Annotated in this window: 12 protein-coding genes and 1 pseudogene; 8 read left to right on the top strand and 5 right to left on the bottom strand. The window is 72.8% G+C overall.

What is annotated here, in order from left to right:
* The first annotated feature begins 786 nt into the window (after positions 1-786).
* The 3 genes from BGM09_RS14510 to BGM09_RS14500 all read left to right on the top strand — a co-directional run bounded on the left by BGM09_RS14510 (position 787) and on the right by BGM09_RS14500 (position 6,064).
* Positions 787-2,361 (top strand): serine/threonine-protein kinase, encoded by a 1,575-nt coding sequence (locus BGM09_RS14510; RefSeq protein WP_188281977.1) that lies wholly within the window; start codon positions 787-789, stop codon positions 2,359-2,361.
* Positions 2,362-2,573: 212 nt separating this feature from the next.
* Complete coding sequence (locus BGM09_RS14505) at positions 2,574-4,211, top strand: succinic semialdehyde dehydrogenase (protein WP_188281976.1); 1,638 nt, start codon at positions 2,574-2,576, stop codon at positions 4,209-4,211.
* 32 nt (positions 4,212-4,243) lie between these two features.
* Positions 4,244-6,064: a GMC family oxidoreductase N-terminal domain-containing protein gene (locus BGM09_RS14500; protein WP_188281975.1), complete on the top strand. Its 1,821-nt coding sequence runs from the start codon at positions 4,244-4,246 to the stop codon at positions 6,062-6,064.
* 452 nt (positions 6,065-6,516) lie between these two features.
* Here BGM09_RS14500 and BGM09_RS14495 read toward each other — a convergent pair whose 3' ends face one another.
* Positions 6,517-6,834, bottom strand: a complete 318-nt coding sequence (locus BGM09_RS14495; RefSeq protein WP_188281974.1) for a chorismate mutase — start codon at positions 6,832-6,834, stop codon at positions 6,517-6,519.
* A 302-nt stretch (positions 6,835-7,136) separates the two neighbouring features.
* On the opposite strand from BGM09_RS14495, the gene guaA reads away from it, so the two are divergent.
* Positions 7,137-8,741 (top strand): glutamine-hydrolyzing GMP synthase, encoded by a 1,605-nt coding sequence (guaA, locus tag BGM09_RS14490; protein ID WP_188281973.1) that lies wholly within the window; start codon positions 7,137-7,139, stop codon positions 8,739-8,741.
* Between the two features lie 16 nt (positions 8,742-8,757).
* On the opposite strand, the gene BGM09_RS14485 is transcribed toward guaA, so the two are convergent.
* Positions 8,758-9,117 (bottom strand): hypothetical protein, encoded by a 360-nt coding sequence (locus BGM09_RS14485; RefSeq protein WP_188281972.1) that lies wholly within the window; start codon positions 9,115-9,117, stop codon positions 8,758-8,760.
* A gap of 201 nt (positions 9,118-9,318) precedes the next feature.
* On the opposite strand from BGM09_RS14485, the pseudogene BGM09_RS14480 reads away from it, so the two are divergent.
* Positions 9,319-9,801: pseudogene (locus tag BGM09_RS14480) on the top strand (DoxX family protein); the annotation flags it as partial.
* 55 nt (positions 9,802-9,856) lie between these two features.
* Here the strand turns inward: BGM09_RS14480 and BGM09_RS14475 are convergent.
* Positions 9,857-10,075: a hypothetical protein gene (locus tag BGM09_RS14475; RefSeq protein WP_188281970.1), complete on the bottom strand. Its 219-nt coding sequence runs from the start codon at positions 10,073-10,075 to the stop codon at positions 9,857-9,859.
* Positions 10,072-11,577 (bottom strand): PspC domain-containing protein, encoded by a 1,506-nt coding sequence (locus tag BGM09_RS14470; protein ID WP_188281969.1) that lies wholly within the window; start codon positions 11,575-11,577, stop codon positions 10,072-10,074. Before BGM09_RS14470 ends, BGM09_RS14475 begins: the two co-directional genes overlap by 4 nt.
* Positions 11,578-11,762: 185 nt before the next feature.
* Between BGM09_RS14470 and BGM09_RS14465 the strand changes: the two genes are divergently transcribed.
* The 3 genes from BGM09_RS14465 (at position 11,763) to BGM09_RS14455 (ending at position 14,193) form a co-directional block, all read left to right on the top strand.
* Positions 11,763-13,106: an ATP-binding protein gene (locus BGM09_RS14465; protein WP_188282005.1), complete on the top strand. Its 1,344-nt coding sequence runs from the start codon at positions 11,763-11,765 to the stop codon at positions 13,104-13,106.
* The gene (locus BGM09_RS14460; protein ID WP_188281968.1) at positions 13,103-13,795 is read left to right on the top strand and encodes a LuxR C-terminal-related transcriptional regulator; all 693 of its coding nucleotides are present in this window, start codon (positions 13,103-13,105) and stop codon (positions 13,793-13,795) included. Before BGM09_RS14465 ends, BGM09_RS14460 begins: the two co-directional genes overlap by 4 nt.
* 125 nt (positions 13,796-13,920) lie before the next feature.
* Positions 13,921-14,193, top strand: coding sequence for a hypothetical protein (locus BGM09_RS14455; RefSeq protein WP_188281967.1), 273 nt, complete (start codon positions 13,921-13,923; stop codon positions 14,191-14,193).
* 6 nt (positions 14,194-14,199) lie between these two features.
* Here the strand turns inward: BGM09_RS14455 and BGM09_RS14450 are convergent, their stop codons facing one another.
* Entirely contained in the window at positions 14,200-14,928 is a 729-nt protein-coding gene (locus BGM09_RS14450; protein ID WP_188281966.1) for a class I SAM-dependent methyltransferase, read from the bottom strand.
* Positions 14,929-15,726: the final 798 nt, after the last annotated feature.

Genomic DNA, 15,726 nt, shown 5'->3' with positions numbered 1-15,726 from the left:
CCTCGGGCACTCCGCTGTGCTGAGCCCTTGCCAGCCCGGCAGCGCGCCCCCTCCCGCCCACTCCGAGCGGGCTGTCGGTCGCGGGATGCCCGGCCCCCGGCCCCCTCCCGCCCCGGCGGACGGTGGGTTGCGCAGTGCCCGGCCCCCTCCCGCCCCGGCGAACGCTGGGTTGCGCAGTGCCCCGGCCTCCTCCCGTCCTGGGGGACGCTGGGTTGCGCAGTGCCCCGGCCTCCTCCCCTCCGCTACTCACGGACAGGCGCCCGCCGACGGGCTCACCCCCACCCCCTCAGCCGTCTACGAGAGGGCGGACGCCGATGTACCCGAGCCCTCCCACCCCCTCCGGACCGTCGGGCGCCGGTGTACCCGAGCCCTCCCACAACCTCCTGCCCCGGCGGGCCGGCCGGTCGCGCAGGGGCCCGGCTCCCGCCCACCCCGGCAGGCGGACGCCGACGTACCCGAGCCCACCCATCCCCCCTCCCGCCCACCCCGGCTGGACGGCCGGTTGCGCAGGGGCCCGGCTCCCCCTCACCCCCTCACCCTCAGCCACAACGGACAGGCGGACGCCGACGGACCCGGAGGGGACGGGGCGGGGTGCCCCCGCAGAAATACGTTGACAGGAACGTCACCGGATTCGCGGGGCCAGGTGTTACGGATTTCGAGGAGGTACCCCGGGCCGGGACCGACCAGGCACGGGCGGCACCCGCAGACGGAGAAAGCACCCGCACGGGTGGGCGGGTGGGCGGGAAAAACAAACCCACGTGCGGCGGGGTGGATAGCCTGGGGGGTATGGGAAGTGACGGGGGGTGGACGGCGGAGGCGGAGGCGGAACCTCGGGACGTGGTGGCGGGGCGGTACCGGATCACGGGGCGGCTCGGCCGCGGGGGGATGGGGACGGTGTGGCGGGCGGAGGACGAGCTGCTGCACAGGCCGGTGGCCGTCAAGGAGTTGCACCTGCCCGAGGGCGGCCAGGACCGGGCGCTGCGCGAAGCGCGCAGCGTGGCCAGGATCAGGCACCCGCATGTGATCGTCGTGTACGACGTGCAGGAGCAGGACGGCCGTCCGTGGATCGTGATGGAGCTGGTGGACGGCCGGTCGCTGGCGGACGTGCTGGCGCAGGACGGCCCGTTGGAGCCGCGGGAGGCGGCGCGGATCGGCGCGGCCGTGGCGGGCGCGCTGCGGGCGGCGCACGCGAGCGAGGTCCAGCACCGCGACGTGAAACCGGCGAACGTACTGATCGAGCGCGGCACCGGACGCGTCGTGCTGACGGACTTCGGCATCGCCCGGGTCGCGGGCAGCGCGACGATCAGCGAGACCGGGTCCTTCGTGGGGTCGCCGGAGTACACCTCGCCCGAGCGGATGTCGGGCAGGTCGGCGGGCCCCGAGTCCGACCTGTGGTCGCTCGGCGCGCTGCTGTGCGCGGCGGTGGACGGCGAGTCGCCGTTCCACCGGGACTCGATAGGCGAGATCGTGCACGCGGTCGCGATCGACACGATCAGGACGCCCGAGGCGGCGGAGCCGCTGCTGCCGGTGGTCACGGCGCTGCTCGACCGGGACCCGGGCCGCCGGATGGGCGCGGCGCGGGCGCAGACGCTGCTGACGGCGTACGCGGAGACCGGTGAGCCGCCGCCCGCCCAGCACATACCGGTGGTCCCGGCGGCCGGAACCCCGCACGACGCGGAGCCCGAGCCGCAGGCGATCCCCCGCCCCAAGGGCCGCAGGCGCCGTATCCTCGCCGCCGCCGTGAGCGTGGCGGCCCTCGCGGTCGGCGGCGGCGCGCTGGCCGCGGTGCTGGTCGTCCAGCACGACGGCGGCGACCGGGCGGCGGCCCCGCCGAGCACGGCGCCAGCGACGAGCACGACCCCGAGCCCCACGACACCCCCGCCGACAACCCCGTCCCTCCCGGCAGGGTACGAGCGCGTCACCGATCCGACCGGCTTCTCGCTGGCGCTGCCCGCCGGCTACGTACGCGACGCGCAGCGCGACGGCAACGGCGTCCTGCGGGTGTACTACTGGTCGCCCGACCGCACCTTCCGCTTCGGCGAGCGTGAGCAGTCGCCCGACCCGCGCGGTGCGTACGCGGTGCTGCGCGACCAGGATCTGGCCGGTCCCAAGGCGGGCAGCGTCTATCCGGGGTACCGGGACGGCGTGATCACCGAGACCACGCAGCGCGGGCACCTCGCCGCGCTGTGGCAGTTCACCTACGACGGGTTCGCCGACGGCAAGGGCGCGCGCCGGACGTTCGACCTGTGCTGGACGGAGGGCGGCCGGATGTACGACATGTGGCTGTCGGCGCCGATCGAGCAGGTCGAGCGGGCCCGGGACACCTTCGACGCGGCGCGCGCCGCCTTCCGTCCACACTGATGTTCCACGCGGATGTTCCGCACTGGTGTTCCACCGACACGTCCGCACCCCGTAGATGCCCGGCACCCGCCGCCACTGCCCCTCCGGGCAACCCTCGTGACCTGCGAAGATTCGTACAGCGCCACCGATTGCTGGCTTAGTTGCACGGATCACGAGGAAAATACTTACTCACGGGTATCCAATCGGTGCCGGACGGTCGTAATCTCACCGGCATGACGGATTCGATGGAGCGCAGCACGCCCCCCACCGACGGCCCCACCGACGGCCCCACCGACGGAAACCCGGTCGCGCCCACCACGGCGCGCGGCCCGAAGGACGTCGTCACCCCCGATCTGGTCGCCCGCCTCACCCGCGACGTCATCGGCAGCGGCCGTACCGCCAGCCACACCCCGCTGACCGGCGACAAGCTCGCCGACCTGCCGGAGACCACGCCCGAGGAGGTCGCGGAGGCGTTCGCGCGCGCCCGCACGGCGCAGAAGGCGTGGGCCGCCACCCCCGTACGGCAGCGCGCCGCGGTCCTGCTCCGCTTCCACGACCTGGTGCTCGCCCGGCAGGCGGAAGTGCTCGACCTGATCCAGGTGGAGACCGGCAAGGCGCGCCTGCACGCGCACGAAGAGGTGCAGGTGGTCGCGATGGCGGCCCGGCACTACGGCCGCAAGGCCCCCGCGTATCTGAAGCCCAAGCGGCACAGCGGCGCCATCCCGACGCTGACCAAGGCCGTGGAGCTGCGGCAGCCGCGCGGTGTCGTCGGCCAGATCACGCCCTGGAACTACCCGCTGGAGCTGTCCGTCGGCGACGCGCTGCCCGGACTCGTGGCGGGCAACGCCCTGGTGATGAAGCCGGACACCGAGACCGCGCTGACCGCGCTGTGGGCGCGTGAGCAGTTGGTCGAGGCGGGGCTGCCCGCCGACGTGTGGCAGATCGTGATCGGCGAGGGCCCGGTCGTCGGCCCGGCCCTGGTCGAGCACGCCGACTACGTGTCCTTCACCGGCTCGACGCGTACCGGCCGTGACGTCGCCCAGCGCGCCGCCGCCCGGCTGATCGGCGCCTCCCTTGAACTCGGCGGCAAGAACGCCCTGTTGGTGCTGCGCGACGCCGACCTCGACAAGGCCGCCGACGGCGCCGTCCGCGCCTGCTTCGCCTCCGCCGGTCAACTCTGCGTCTCCGTCGAGCGGTTGCTGGTGGACGAGTCGGTCGCCGACGCGTTCCTGGAGAAGTTCGCCGCGCGCACGAAGGCGATCAGGCTCGGCACGGTCCTCGCGTACGGCGCGGGCATGGGATCGCTCGCCGGGGAACGGCAGTTGGAGACCGTCGTCCGGCACGTCGAGGAGGCCCGCGAGAAGGGCGCCACGGTGGTGGCAGGCGGCCGGGCCCGCCCGGACATCGGCCCGTACGTCTACGAGCCGACGATCCTGGACGGCGTCGAGGCCCCGATGGCCGTCTGCGCGCAGGAGACCTTCGGCCCCGTCGTGTCCGTCTACCGCTTCCGCGACGAGGAGGAGGCGATCGAGCGCGCCAACGACACCGACTACGGCCTCAACTCCAGTGTGTGGACCAAGGACACCCGGCGCGGCGCCCGGATCGCGGCCCGGCTGCGCTCCGGCACGGTCAACATCAACGAGGCGTACGCCGCCGCGTACGGCAGTGTCCAGGCGCCGATGGGCGGCATGAAGGACTCCGGGCTCAGCCGCAGGCACGGCTCCGAGGGCATCCTCAAGCACACCGAGGCGCAGACCGTCGCCACCCAGCGCCTGCTGCCGATGGCGCCCTCGCTCGGCATGACCGACGAGACGTACGCGAAGTTCCTCACCGTCTCGCTGAAGGCGATGAAGGCCCTGCGGATGCGCTGACGCCCCGCACCCGTCTCCACCGCCACCGTGAAATGTCCCGCACCGACGCCCCGGAGGATCACGTGTCACAGGAAGACGGCTACGACTACGACGTCGTCGTCATCGGCTCCGGCTTCGGCGGCTCCGTCTCCGCGCTGCGGCTGACCGAGAAGGGCTACCGGGTCGGCGTGCTGGAGGCCGGCCGCCGCTTCGCCCGCGACGAACTGCCGAAGAACTCCTGGGACCTCCGCAACTACCTGTGGGCGCCCGCGCTCGGCCTCTACGGCATCCAGCGCATCCACGTCCTCGGCAACGTCCTGGTGCTGGCGGGCGCGGGCGTCGGCGGCGGCTCGCTGAACTACGCCAACACCCTGTACGTGCCCCCGAAGGCGTTCTTCGAGGACCGGCAGTGGGGCGCGATCACCGACTGGCAGCAGGAGTTGGCGCCGTACTACGACCAGGCCCGGCGGATGCTCGGGGTGCGCACCAACCCCACGCTCACCCCCTCGGACGAGCACCTGAAGGCGGCGGCCGAGCGGATGGGCGTCGGCGACAGCTTCCACCTCGCGCCGGTCGGGGTGTTCTTCGGCGACGGCGAGGACGCGGGCGGCGCGTCGAAGGCGGCGCCCGGCGGTGAGGTGCCCGACCCGTACTTCGGCGGAACCGGCCCCGCGCGGCGGGCCTGCACCGAGTGCGGCGAGTGCATGACCGGCTGCCGGCACGGCGCGAAGAACACCCTCACGGAGAACTATCTGCACCTCGCCGAGCGCGCGGGCGCCGTCATCCACCCGATGACCACCGTCACCGACCTCACCGAGGACCCGGAGGGTGGCTACCGTGTCACCACCGTCCCCACCGACCAGCGAAAGAAGGGCGAGCGGGCCGTGCTGAGGGCCCGTCAGGTCGTGGTCGCGGCGGGCACGTACGGGACGCAGACGCTGCTGCACGCGATGCGCGACGGCGGCCGGCTGCCCGGCATCCCGGCGAAGCTCGGCGAGCTGACCCGTACCAACTCCGAGGCGCTGGTGGGCGCGCAGACCTCCGCCCGTCGCTACCGCAAGCGGCACCCGGACCGCGCGCTGGACTTCACCAAGGGCGTCGCGATCACCTCGTCCGTGCACCCCAACGACCACACCCACATCGAGCCGGTCCGCTACGGCAAGGGCTCCAACGCGATGGGGAATCTGTCGATCATGGCGGCGCCGTTCGGCGGGAAGCTGCCGCGCTGGGCCGAATTCGCCGTCAACTACCTGCGCCACCCGGCGGTCGGCCTCCGCTCGCTGTCCAACTTCCACTGGTCGGAGCGGACGATCATCGGCCTGGTCATGCAGACCAGCGACAATTCGCTGACCACCTACCGCAAGACCAAGGGCCTGGGCAAAGGGCTGCTGACGGCCCGTCAGGGTCACGGCGCTCCCAACCCGACGCACATCCCGGAGGGCGCGCGGGCCGCGCGGTTGATAGCGGAGGAGATCAACGGCTTCGCGGGCAGCAACGTCGGCGAGGCCACCGAACGCCCCATGACCGCGCACTTCCTGGGCGGTTGCCCGATCGGCGAGGACGCCGACCACGGCGTCATCGACCCGTACCACCGGCTCTACGGGCACCCGGGCATCCATGTGGTCGACGGTTCGGCCGTCTCGGCGAATCTCGGGGTCAATCCGTCGCTGACGATCACCGCGCAGGCGGAGCGCGCGATGTCGCTGTGGCCCAACAAGGGCGAGGCGGACCCGCGTCCGGCCCAGGGCGAGGGCTACCGCAGGATCGCCGCGGTACGGCCCGCCGCCCCGGTGGTGCCGGAGGAGGCATTCGGCGCGCTGCGGCTTCCGCTGCTGCCGGTCCCCGCGGTGCCGCCCAGGTCCGCGGCCGAGTGACGCGTTCGCGCGCGCTGACGCGTACCCGCGCGCTGACGCGTACCCGTGCGCACGGGTACGCGGTGTGTCACCCGATCGTGGACGGGGAGTCCGTGCCGGGAGCCGTACATGAGTAATGTGGGTTCTCGCAGAGCGGCCGGATCCAAGCGTCCCCGGAGCCGACCGCCTCTTTGAGTCGTGACCGGGCTGCTGTCCCCTGCCGTCCGGTCACATAGCACCGACACGAGGTCCCACGGCGACCGCATACCTGCGGTCGCCTCATCGCATCGGTCACACCCCGCCCAGCTGCGTCTAGGCGGTGTCCAGTTCCACGCGTGGTGTTGGGTTACCGCCCCTGGATGGCACGGACACCACCTCCAACGAAGCCATCGCGGGCCGGTCACGTGCCGTACGGGTGATGCCGCTCGAAAGGGCGAAACGTCACGCCTCGCGGCCCGCTCCGGCCGCGCCGCTCAGACCTTGCCGCGGCACAGTTCCAGCAGCGTCATCGCGAGTGACGTACCCGGCTTCCCCAACTCCGCGCTGTAGTGCGTCAACACCTCCATCTCGCGGTTCAGGCTCACCCGGCGCCCGCCGGACGTCATGCGCGCGCGCTGGATGTCGGCCGACTCGGTCATCCGTTCCCGGACGAGGTCGAGAATCCGGGTGTCGAGCTCATCGATCCGCCGCCGCTTCTCCGCGATCACGGTGTCGGCGGACGTCGGTGCGGAAGCGTCGGGCGCGGAGGCGCCGGGGGTCGGGGTGCCGGGGGTGGGGGTCGGGGTCGTCATGGCTGCTGCTCTCCTCGGGGGTGGCGGGCGGTGCCGCGGGCCGTGGGCCTCGGGGAGCGCGCACGAACAGGCGCCCCGGGCCATCCGGCCCGGGGCGCCTGTTCGTGGTCTGCGTCAGATGCTCACGCGACACGACTATGGCAGCCGGACGGGCCGGTGCCATAGGTAAACGTGACGCTGCGCGTGTGCATGGCGTCAGTGTGCCCCCCTCGCCTGCCCGGGGGCAAGCCGGGGGGAGGAGGGAGTCCGCCGCCCCGGTAGAATCGGGTCCTCTCCCCGTTGGAACCGCCGGAAGGCACACCGTGGTAACGCCAGTCGCCCCCGCCCCCTCGTCGGGCACACCGGATTCACCGGACCTGGTCCTGGTCGTGGACTTCGGTGCGCAGTACGCGCAACTGATCGCGCGCCGGGTCCGTGAGGCCCGGGTGTACAGCGAGATCGTGCCCTCCACGACGCCGGTGAGCGAGATGCTGGCGAAGCGGCCGAGCGCGATCATCCTGTCCGGCGGGCCGTCCTCGGTCTACGAGCCGGGCGCCCCCACCCTGGACCCGGCGATCTTCGCGGCGGGCGTCCCCGTCTTCGGCATGTGCTACGGCTTCCAGCTCATGGCGACGGCGCTCGGCGGGACCGTCGACAACACCGGGGCGCGGGAGTACGGCCGCACCGCGCTGGCCGTCTCCAAGCCCGGCTCCACCCTCTTCGAGGGCACCCCCGCCGAGCAGTCGGTGTGGATGTCGCACGGCGACGCCTGCTCGGCCGCGCCCGAGGGCTTCGCGGTGACGGCGTCCACCGACGTGGTGCCGGTCGCCGCGTTCGAGAACGACGAGAAGCGGCTGTACGGCGTCCAGTACCACCCCGAGGTGCTGCACTCCACGCACGGCCAGCAGATCCTGGAGCACTTCCTCTACCGCGGCGCGGGCCTCGCGCCCACGTGGACGACCGTCAATGTCGTGGACGAGCAGATCGCGCTGGTCCGCGAGCAGGTCGGCACCAGCCGGGCCATCTGCGGGCTGTCCGGCGGCGTGGACTCCGCGGTCGCCGCCGCCCTCGTCCAGAAGGCCATCGGTGACCGGCTCACCTGCGTGTACGTCGACCACGGACTGATGCGCAAGGGCGAGACCGAGCAGGTCGAGAAGGACTTCGTGGCCGCGACCGGCGTACAGCTCAAGGTCGTGGACGCCACCGACCGCTTCCTCGACGCGCTCGCCGGGGTCAGCGACCCGGAGCAGAAGCGGAAGATCATCGGCCGGGAGTTCATCCGGGTCTTCGAGCAGGCGCAGGCGGAGATCGTCGCCGAGGCGCCGGGCGACCAGCCGGTGGAGTTCCTGGTCCAGGGCACCCTCTACCCGGACGTGGTCGAGTCCGGCGGCGGCACCGGCACCGCGAACATCAAGTCGCACCACAATGTCGGCGGCCTGCCGGAAGACCTCCAGTTCACGCTCGTCGAGCCGCTGCGCAAGCTGTTCAAGGACGAGGTGCGGATGGTCGGCCAGGAGCTGGGCCTGCCCGAGGAGATCGTGCAGCGCCAGCCGTTCCCCGGCCCCGGGCTCGGCATCCGGATCGTCGGCGAGGTCACCCGCGACCGGCTCGACCTGCTGCGCGAGGCCGACGCCATCGCCCGCGAGGAGCTGACCGCGGCCGGGCTCGACCGCGACATCTGGCAGTGCCCCGTGGTGCTGCTCGCCGACGTCCGTTCCGTCGGCGTCCAGGGCGACGGCCGCACCTACGGCCACCCGATCGTGCTGCGCCCGGTCTCCTCCGAGGACGCCATGACCGCGGACTGGTCGCGGCTGCCGTACGAGGTGCTGGCGAAGATCTCCACCCGGATCACCAACGAGGTGGCCGACGTCAACCGCGTGGTGCTCGACGTGACGAGCAAGCCGCCGGGCACCATCGAGTGGGAGTGAACCCGCCGGACAGGTCCTAGTGCGCGGCCAGGCTCTCGCGGGCCGCGGTGACGTAGCGGCTCCTGGCCGCCTTGTACTCCTCCCACGCGCTGTCCGGGATCTCGTCCATGTCGTAGAAGGACCGGATGCGGCCGACCAGGGCCTTCGCCTCGGTGAGCGGGCCGCCGCCCTCGATGTCCAGCACATTGAGGGCGGCCTGGGTCCTGCCGTACGCGGCCTCCGTACGCTCCAGGATGTCGGCCTTGTCGGTGTAGTCGCCCTGCCTGCGGTGCCAGACGACGGACGCCTCCTCGTCGGTGGCGGTGAGGAAGTCCGCGTAGTCGTCGCGGTGGGCCAGATAGATCGTGAGGTCGTACGGCAACTCGGATACCTCCACCCGTCGGGTCCGTGCGATGCCTGAGTATCGGGGGCGGGGCCGTGTACTGCCAGAGACGTGCGGGTCTTTCTGCGGGTCCCGCGCTTTTCGCCCGCCGCTTTGAGTGACAGCCGCCGGGCGTACGTATGTCCCCCGAGGGCGCCGTACCGGCAGAATCGTTCTCATCAGGGAACGCACGGGCGGCGGGATTGGCGGAACACGATGCTCGAACGGCTCGACGTCTGGCGGGACACCGCCCGTCGCTACGCACTGCTGCCGCTGCGGATCTTCCTCGGCGTCACGTTCATCTACGCCGGGCTCGACAAGCTGACCAGCGACACCTTCTTCACCGACTCCGCGAACGGCTCGTTGGTGCAGATCCTGCACGGCGCCCACGACACCGCGGCGATCCCGGCGATGATCGACCTCGCGCTGAAGGCGCCGCACGGCTTCGGGTACGCCATCGCGCTCGGTGAGATAGCGGCGGGGCTCGGCACGCTGTTCGGGCTCCTCGGCCGGGTCGCCGCCCTCGGCGGCGCGCTGGTCTCGCTCAGCCTGTGGCTGACGGTGAGCTGGTCCTCGACGCCGTACTACTACGGCAACGACCTCGCGTATCTGATGGCCTGGCTGCCGCTGGTGCTCGCGGGCACGCCCTATCTGTCGCTGGACGCGCTGCTCGCGCAGCGGCGGGGCAAGGGCGGCGGCGACGCGGTGTCAGGTCACGGTGCGCACGCCGCCGACGGGTCGGGCTCCGGCTCCGCTACGCGCGGCGGCGCTTCCGGCGCCCACGTACCGCCCTCACGACCTGTGTGACGATCGCGGTGGCCACCGTCAGGGCCAGACCGCTGACGACGAGCGGGACGGAGTACTCGGGCCGCAGGTCCCAGACCCGGCACGCGTCGAGGATGAAGCACGCCGTCAGCCAGAGCAGCACCAGGCCCATGACCAGGGCGGCGGGTTCGAAGCGGTGCCTTCTCATCGGTTCACCTGTCCTGCGGGCGGGCTGGGCACAGCGGGCACGGGTACAGAGGGCACGGGCACCCCGGGTACGGGCACGCCGGGCACGGGCACGTGGCGCGCGCCGGGGACGGCGGGCACGGTCGGCGCGAGGGGCGCGGTCCCCGTACCCGTCCCGGCCGCGGCGGGCTCGATCCGCAGGTCACCGGCGCCGATCCGCACGTGGACGTTGACCGTGCCGGTGTTCATGGTGCCCGCGGGCGGCGCGAAGACGACCGGCACGGCCCCTTCGCTGGTGACGTTCAGCCCGCCGTGGTCCTTTTCCGGCAGGCGGATGGCGCCGACGGCGACGTGGTAGGTCAGGTTCACGGTCGCGTCCTTGGGCAGTCTGATCAGCACTTCGCCGACGCGCAGGTCGATCCGTGTGCTGACCGTCCGGCCGTTGAGCGCCAGGTCGGTCAGGTCGAGGACGCCCTGTCCGCTGCCGCGTTCGTACATCGGCTGGACGGCGGCGGCGGTCATCGGCCGCCAGGTGTCACGCCACCCGGCGTTGTCGTGCGGCAGCGACGCGGTCCCGATCAGCCCGGCGAGGGTCAGCAGGGTGAAGAAGACGGTGCCGCCGCGTGCCCGTCCGGCGAACGACGCGACGACGAAGGCCAGGCCGAAGACGCCGAGCACCGCGATCAGGCCGATCTCGACGCTCACGGCGGGGGACTGGTACGGCGCCGAGGCACCGGTGCCGATCGCGCCCGCGGCCACGACCAGCACGAAGACGGTCAGGCCGAAGACCCACGAGCTCTCCTTCTTGCGGGCCGCGCGCTTGCGCTCCCGCCAGGCGACCTTGTCCTCGTCGCCGTAGGGGCCGTCGTCCGGGCCCCACAGATACGACGGCTCCTTGGTCAGCGGGCCGCGCCACCAGGACGCGGAGCCGCCGGGCTCCGGTGGCGCCTGTACGGCGGGCGGCGCGTCCACCACCGCGCTCGCCGTACCCGAGGGGGAGGCGGTCTCGCCCGCGGCCTGCCGGCGCCGTACCTGGGCCCAGTAGTAGACGGCGCCGGTCGTCGCGGCCAGCAGGATCAGTGAGAACGCCTGGTCGTCGCCGTTGTCCAGCATCGAGGCGTACAGCCCGCAGCCGACCAGCGCCATCAGCACGGCGGTCAGCGGCGCGCCCTCGACCCGGCCGGACAGCAGCCGCTGCGCCTCGCTCTGCCGCTCGCCCTCCAGCGGGATGACCAGCCAGCTCATGCCGTAGATGATCAGACCTATGCCGCCGGTGAGGGAGAGGACGGCCAGCACCACGCGGAAGATCACCGGGTCGATGTCGAAGTAGCGGCCCGCCCCGTCACACACGCCCGCGAGGACTTTGTGGTCGCGGCCACGGGTCAGTCGCCGCTTGGGCGCGGCGCTGTCGCCGTCCGCGCCGCCGGTGCCGGTGCCGTCGCTGTCGCCGGCGCCGCTGGTGCGCGGCGCCCTCGGCCGGTCGCGCGGCTCGTCGCTCGGCTCTTCGGGTGGCTGGTCCGTCATACGACCATGGTGACGGTTCGCGGGGGCGGCCGACATCAGCCCCGACCCTGGTACGTCCCTGATCCGTACCCTGTCCTACCCCTGGGGGGACAACCCTGATGCCCCGGGCGGCCCGGACGTGTGACGATCGGGGTATGTCAGCGAGCAGCCCGGCCGGAGCGTCCGGCATGCCCGGAGCGTCCCGTATGCCGGGCGGGTCCGGCGGGTCCGGCGGATCCGCCGGACCCGGCGTGCCGGGCGGTCCCGCCGGGCCCGGCGGTCCCAGCGGGGCGTCCTTCCTGTCCGCGCCCCTGTCCTCGCACGAGCCGGGGGACTCCGGGGTGCGCAAGCTCTACCGCAGCTCAGAGGGGCGGATGGTCGGCGGCGTCGCGCGCGGTCTGGCCGGGCACTTCGGCCTGCCCGTGCTGTGGGTACGCGGCCTGTTCGTGCTGCTCGCCTGCTTCAACGGCATCGGCGTGCTCCTCTACGCCGTCTTCTGGTTCTTCGTACCGCTCGGCGTCGGCGGCGTCGCCATGGCCAAGGAGCCGCGCGACGCCCGCTCCTGGCTGGCGGGCAAGCGCCCCGACAAGGGCCAGATCATGGCCCTGATCGCACTGGCCGTCGGCGCGGGCATCCTCATCGACAACCTCAACCTCGGCGCCGCCAACCGCGCCGTGTGGCCGCTGCTCCTCATCGGCCTCGGTGTCGCGCTGGTCTGGCGGCAGGCCGACAACGCCCGCAAGGCCCGCTGGGTCGAGATGAGCCACGGCAAGCGGTTCTGGCCGCTGGCCCGCGCGGCGGCCGGTGTCGCCCTGGTCGTCGCGGGCGTCACCGGCTTCATCGTGGTGCGCGGCTCCGGCAGCCACCTCGCCGGCATCCTCCAGGCCGCGCTCGCCGTCCTCGTCGGCGTCGCGCTGATCGCGGGCCCGTACCTGGTCCGTATGACACAGGACCTGTCGGCGGAGCGGCTGATGCGTATCCGCGCCCAGGAGCGCGCCGAGGTCGCCGCCCACGTCCACGACTCCGTCCTGCACACCCTGACCCTCATCCAGCGGCACGCCGACGAACCCCGCGAGGTCAACCGGCTGGCCCGCGCCCAGGAACGCGAGCTGCGCGCCTGGCTCTACCGGCCCGAGGGCACCGGGCGCGACGACGAGCCGACGACGGTCGCCGAGGGCGTACGCGCCGCCGCCGCCGAGGTCGAGGACGCGCACGGCGTCCCCGTCGAGGTCGTCTGCGTCGGCGACTGCCCGCTGGACGAGAAGCTGGCGGCGCAGATGCAGGCCGCGCGGGAGGCGATGGTGAACGCGGCCAAGTACGGTGGCAGCGGACCCGTTCAGGTCTACGCGGAGGTGGAGGGCGTCAAGGTGTTCGTCTCCGTGCGCGACCACGGCCCCGGATTCGACCTCGACCAGGTGCCGGACGACCGCATGGGCGTCCGCGAGTCGATCATCGGCCGGATGCAGCGCAACGGCGGCGAGGCCCGGCTGCGGGCCGCACCCGGCGGCGGTACGGAAGTCGAACTGGAGATGGAGAGGGTGGCGGCATGAGCACACCGAGTGCGCCTTTGGCGGGGGAGCGGCGGGTACGGGTGGTGCTCGTCGACGACCACCGGATGTTCCGTACCGGGGTCCAGGCGGAGATCGGCGCCACCGAGGAGACCGGTGTCGAGGTCGTCGGCGAGGCCGCCGACGTCGACCAGGCGGTCAGTGTCGTCACCGCGACCCGGCCCGAGGTCGTCCTGCTCGACGTGCATCTGCCCGGCGGCGGCGGTGTCGAAGTCCTGCGCCGCTGCGCCCCGTTGGCCGCCGACCCCGACAACCCGGTGCGTTTCCTGGCCCTTTCGGTCTCGGACGCGGCCGACGACGTCATCGGTGTCATCCGGGGCGGCGCGCGCGGGTATGTCACCAAGACCATCACCGGGCCCGACCTGATCAACTCGATCTTCCGGGTCCGCGACGGCGACGCCGTCTTCTCCCCGCGGCTGGCCGGTTTCGTCCTGGACGCCTTCGCGTCCACCGACGCCCCGCCGGTCGACGAGGACCTGGACCGGCTCACGCAGCGCGAGCGCGAGGTCCTGCGCCTGATCGCGCGCGGTTACGCGTACAAGGAGATCGCCAAGCAGCTCTTCATCTCGGTCAAGACCGTCGAGTCCCATGTCTCGGCCGTCCTGCGCAAGCTCCAGCTCTCCAACCGCCATGAGCTCACGCGGTGGGCGACGGCACGGCGCCTGGTCTGAGCCGGGCGCCCATGCCGGAGCCCGCACGGGAGCCTGTACCCGAGCCTGTACCCGATCCCGCACGAGAGCCTGTACGCGATCCCGCACGCGAGCCTGTCCGCCGGCGTCGGGTCACGCCCGGACGCGTGCTCTGGCTGGCGTGCCTGGTCCTCGTCTGGGCGCTGCTGCTTCTGGCCGGGGCGCTGGACGTCGTCGCCTTCGTCGCCAGCGCTTCCGACACCCCGTACCAGGGCCGGGCCGACGACCGTACCGCCGCCTGGTGGACGCTCTTCGGCCTGGTCATCCCGCTGGCCTTCCTGGCCGCCGTCCTGACCTCCCTGGAACGCCGCGCCCGCCGTCGCCGCGGCCGTCCCCCGGGCGGCGACCGCAGATCCCTGACGGACGGCAGCGTCGGCTGACCGCCCTCAGGCCAGGGCGATGGTGATGATTTCGCTGCTGGACGGGGTGATGGGGGTGCGGGGCCAGTCGCCGTAGCGGGACTCGGTGCGGAAGCCCGCGGCGGCGAGGAAGGTGTCGAGGGCGGGTTCGGGGAGGAAGCGGAGGGTGGAGCGGTCGGTGCGCAGGGGGGCGCCGTCCGGGGTGGCGGTGGTGGTCGTGAAGGTGACCAGCTCGGGGGTCACGGAGTCGACGGTGTGCCAGACGCGGAGCGGACCGGCGGTCGGGTGGGTGGTCGTGACGGGGTGATCGGGGGTCCAGGACCGCCAGGCGCGGGCCTGGGGGTGCCGGGTCTCGAAGACGAAACGGCCGCCGGGGCGCAGGGCGGCGCGGACGGCGGCGAGCGAGTCGCGGATGTCGTCGTCGGTGAGCAGGCACTGGAAGGCGTGCCCGGTCATGATCGCCAGGTCGAAACCGGCGCCGGGCGGGGCGTCGGCGGCGCGGCCGTCGAGCCACTCGATGTCGGTACGGCGCCGGGCCCGGCGCAGCGACGGGGCGTGCGGGTCGAGGCCGGCCAGACGGCCCCGGTGGCCCCGCGCCCGCGCGTGACGCAGCGTCATACCGGTGCCGCAGCCCACGTCGAGAACGGAGTCGGCGGCCATGACCAGGTCCGTGTAGAACCGGTCGCCGGGTGACCGCTCGGGGTCCCACCGATTGAGCAGGTCGTAGAGCACGGCATCGTCGTCGTCGGTGAACACCGGCACAGTATTGAGGCGCGGCCGTCCGCCGCCAACCGGTTATTCGCGCGGCCGGGAACGTGCCCCCGGCACGTATGCCTTTCCCGCGCGCTCCACAATTCGGCCCACTTCCCCGTTCCGCGCCAATGCTTACGAACACGGGGGTTCGTAGTCACCACCCGGCGTCCGGTGATTCGATACGCGGCTGTAGGTATCGCTGAGCGTGGGGTGGGGGAAATGGCTCGGGGCGGAGCGGGGCTGTTCGGCGTGCGCGAGGGGCGGTTGGGGCCGCTCGCGGCGGTTGCGGTGCGTGAGAGCGCCGCCGTACCGCTGACGGCGGGACCCATTCCCGGAGTGCCGCCCCTGACGACGGCGCATACGGATTCCGGCCGTCCGGATTCCGCCGGTCCGGATTCCGCCCATACGGATTCCCGCCGTCCGGATTCCGGCCGTCCGGATTCCCGCGCGAATGCGAAAGCGTCCACGGCCGGGGCGACGGCGAATCGGGAACGGGCCGACGCGGTCGTCGGCGGGTGACGGCCGCCGGGCGGGGCGGGAGGAACCGGCCCGGCCCGGCGCGTGGTGATCGTTCGTGGGGTTGTACGGCCGCGGGGCGGGATGGTCCGTCCGCGGCCGGTGTCGGGACTGCTCGTGCCGCGGTGCTCCGGTCCGCGGCCGTCATTCACCAGGGGGTTGTCATCGTGAGATCGGGATTCGCCGGCCGCGGGCGGCGGGCACGCGCCCGCGCGTACCTGCCGGGCAGGCGCGCCAGGCTGTTCGTCGTGGCGCTCGCCGCCGCGCTGACCGTGCCGGTCGGGC

It is taken from the genome of Streptomyces sp. CBMA29 (genome assembly GCF_014596445.1).
Classification (GTDB): Bacteria; Actinomycetota; Actinomycetes; order Streptomycetales; family Streptomycetaceae; genus Actinacidiphila.
The sequence above is the reverse complement of the archived record's forward strand: the minus strand, read 5'-3'. Positions and strand labels throughout refer to the sequence as shown.

What these genes read in the sequence shown, in the direction of transcription:
- BGM09_RS14510 (WP_188281977.1), top strand. Translation starts at nt 787, where the DNA reads ATGGGAAGTGACGGGGGGTGGACGGCGGAGGCGGAGGCGGAACCTCGG.
- BGM09_RS14505 (WP_188281976.1), top strand. Translation starts at nt 2,574, where the DNA reads ATGACGGATTCGATGGAGCGCAGCACGCCCCCCACCGACGGCCCCACC.
- BGM09_RS14500 (WP_188281975.1), top strand. Translation starts at nt 4,244, where the DNA reads ATGTCCCGCACCGACGCCCCGGAGGATCACGTGTCACAGGAAGACGGC.
- BGM09_RS14495 (WP_188281974.1), bottom strand. Translation starts at nt 6,834, where the DNA reads ATGACGACCCCGACCCCCACCCCCGGCACCCCGACCCCCGGCGCCTCC.
- BGM09_RS14475 (WP_188281970.1), bottom strand. Translation starts at nt 10,075, where the DNA reads ATGAGAAGGCACCGCTTCGAACCCGCCGCCCTGGTCATGGGCCTGGTG.
- BGM09_RS14470 (WP_188281969.1), bottom strand. Translation starts at nt 11,577, where the DNA reads ATGACGGACCAGCCACCCGAAGAGCCGAGCGACGAGCCGCGCGACCGG.
- BGM09_RS14465 (WP_188282005.1), top strand. Translation starts at nt 11,763, where the DNA reads ATGCCGGGCGGGTCCGGCGGGTCCGGCGGATCCGCCGGACCCGGCGTG.
- BGM09_RS14460 (WP_188281968.1), top strand. Translation starts at nt 13,103, where the DNA reads ATGAGCACACCGAGTGCGCCTTTGGCGGGGGAGCGGCGGGTACGGGTG.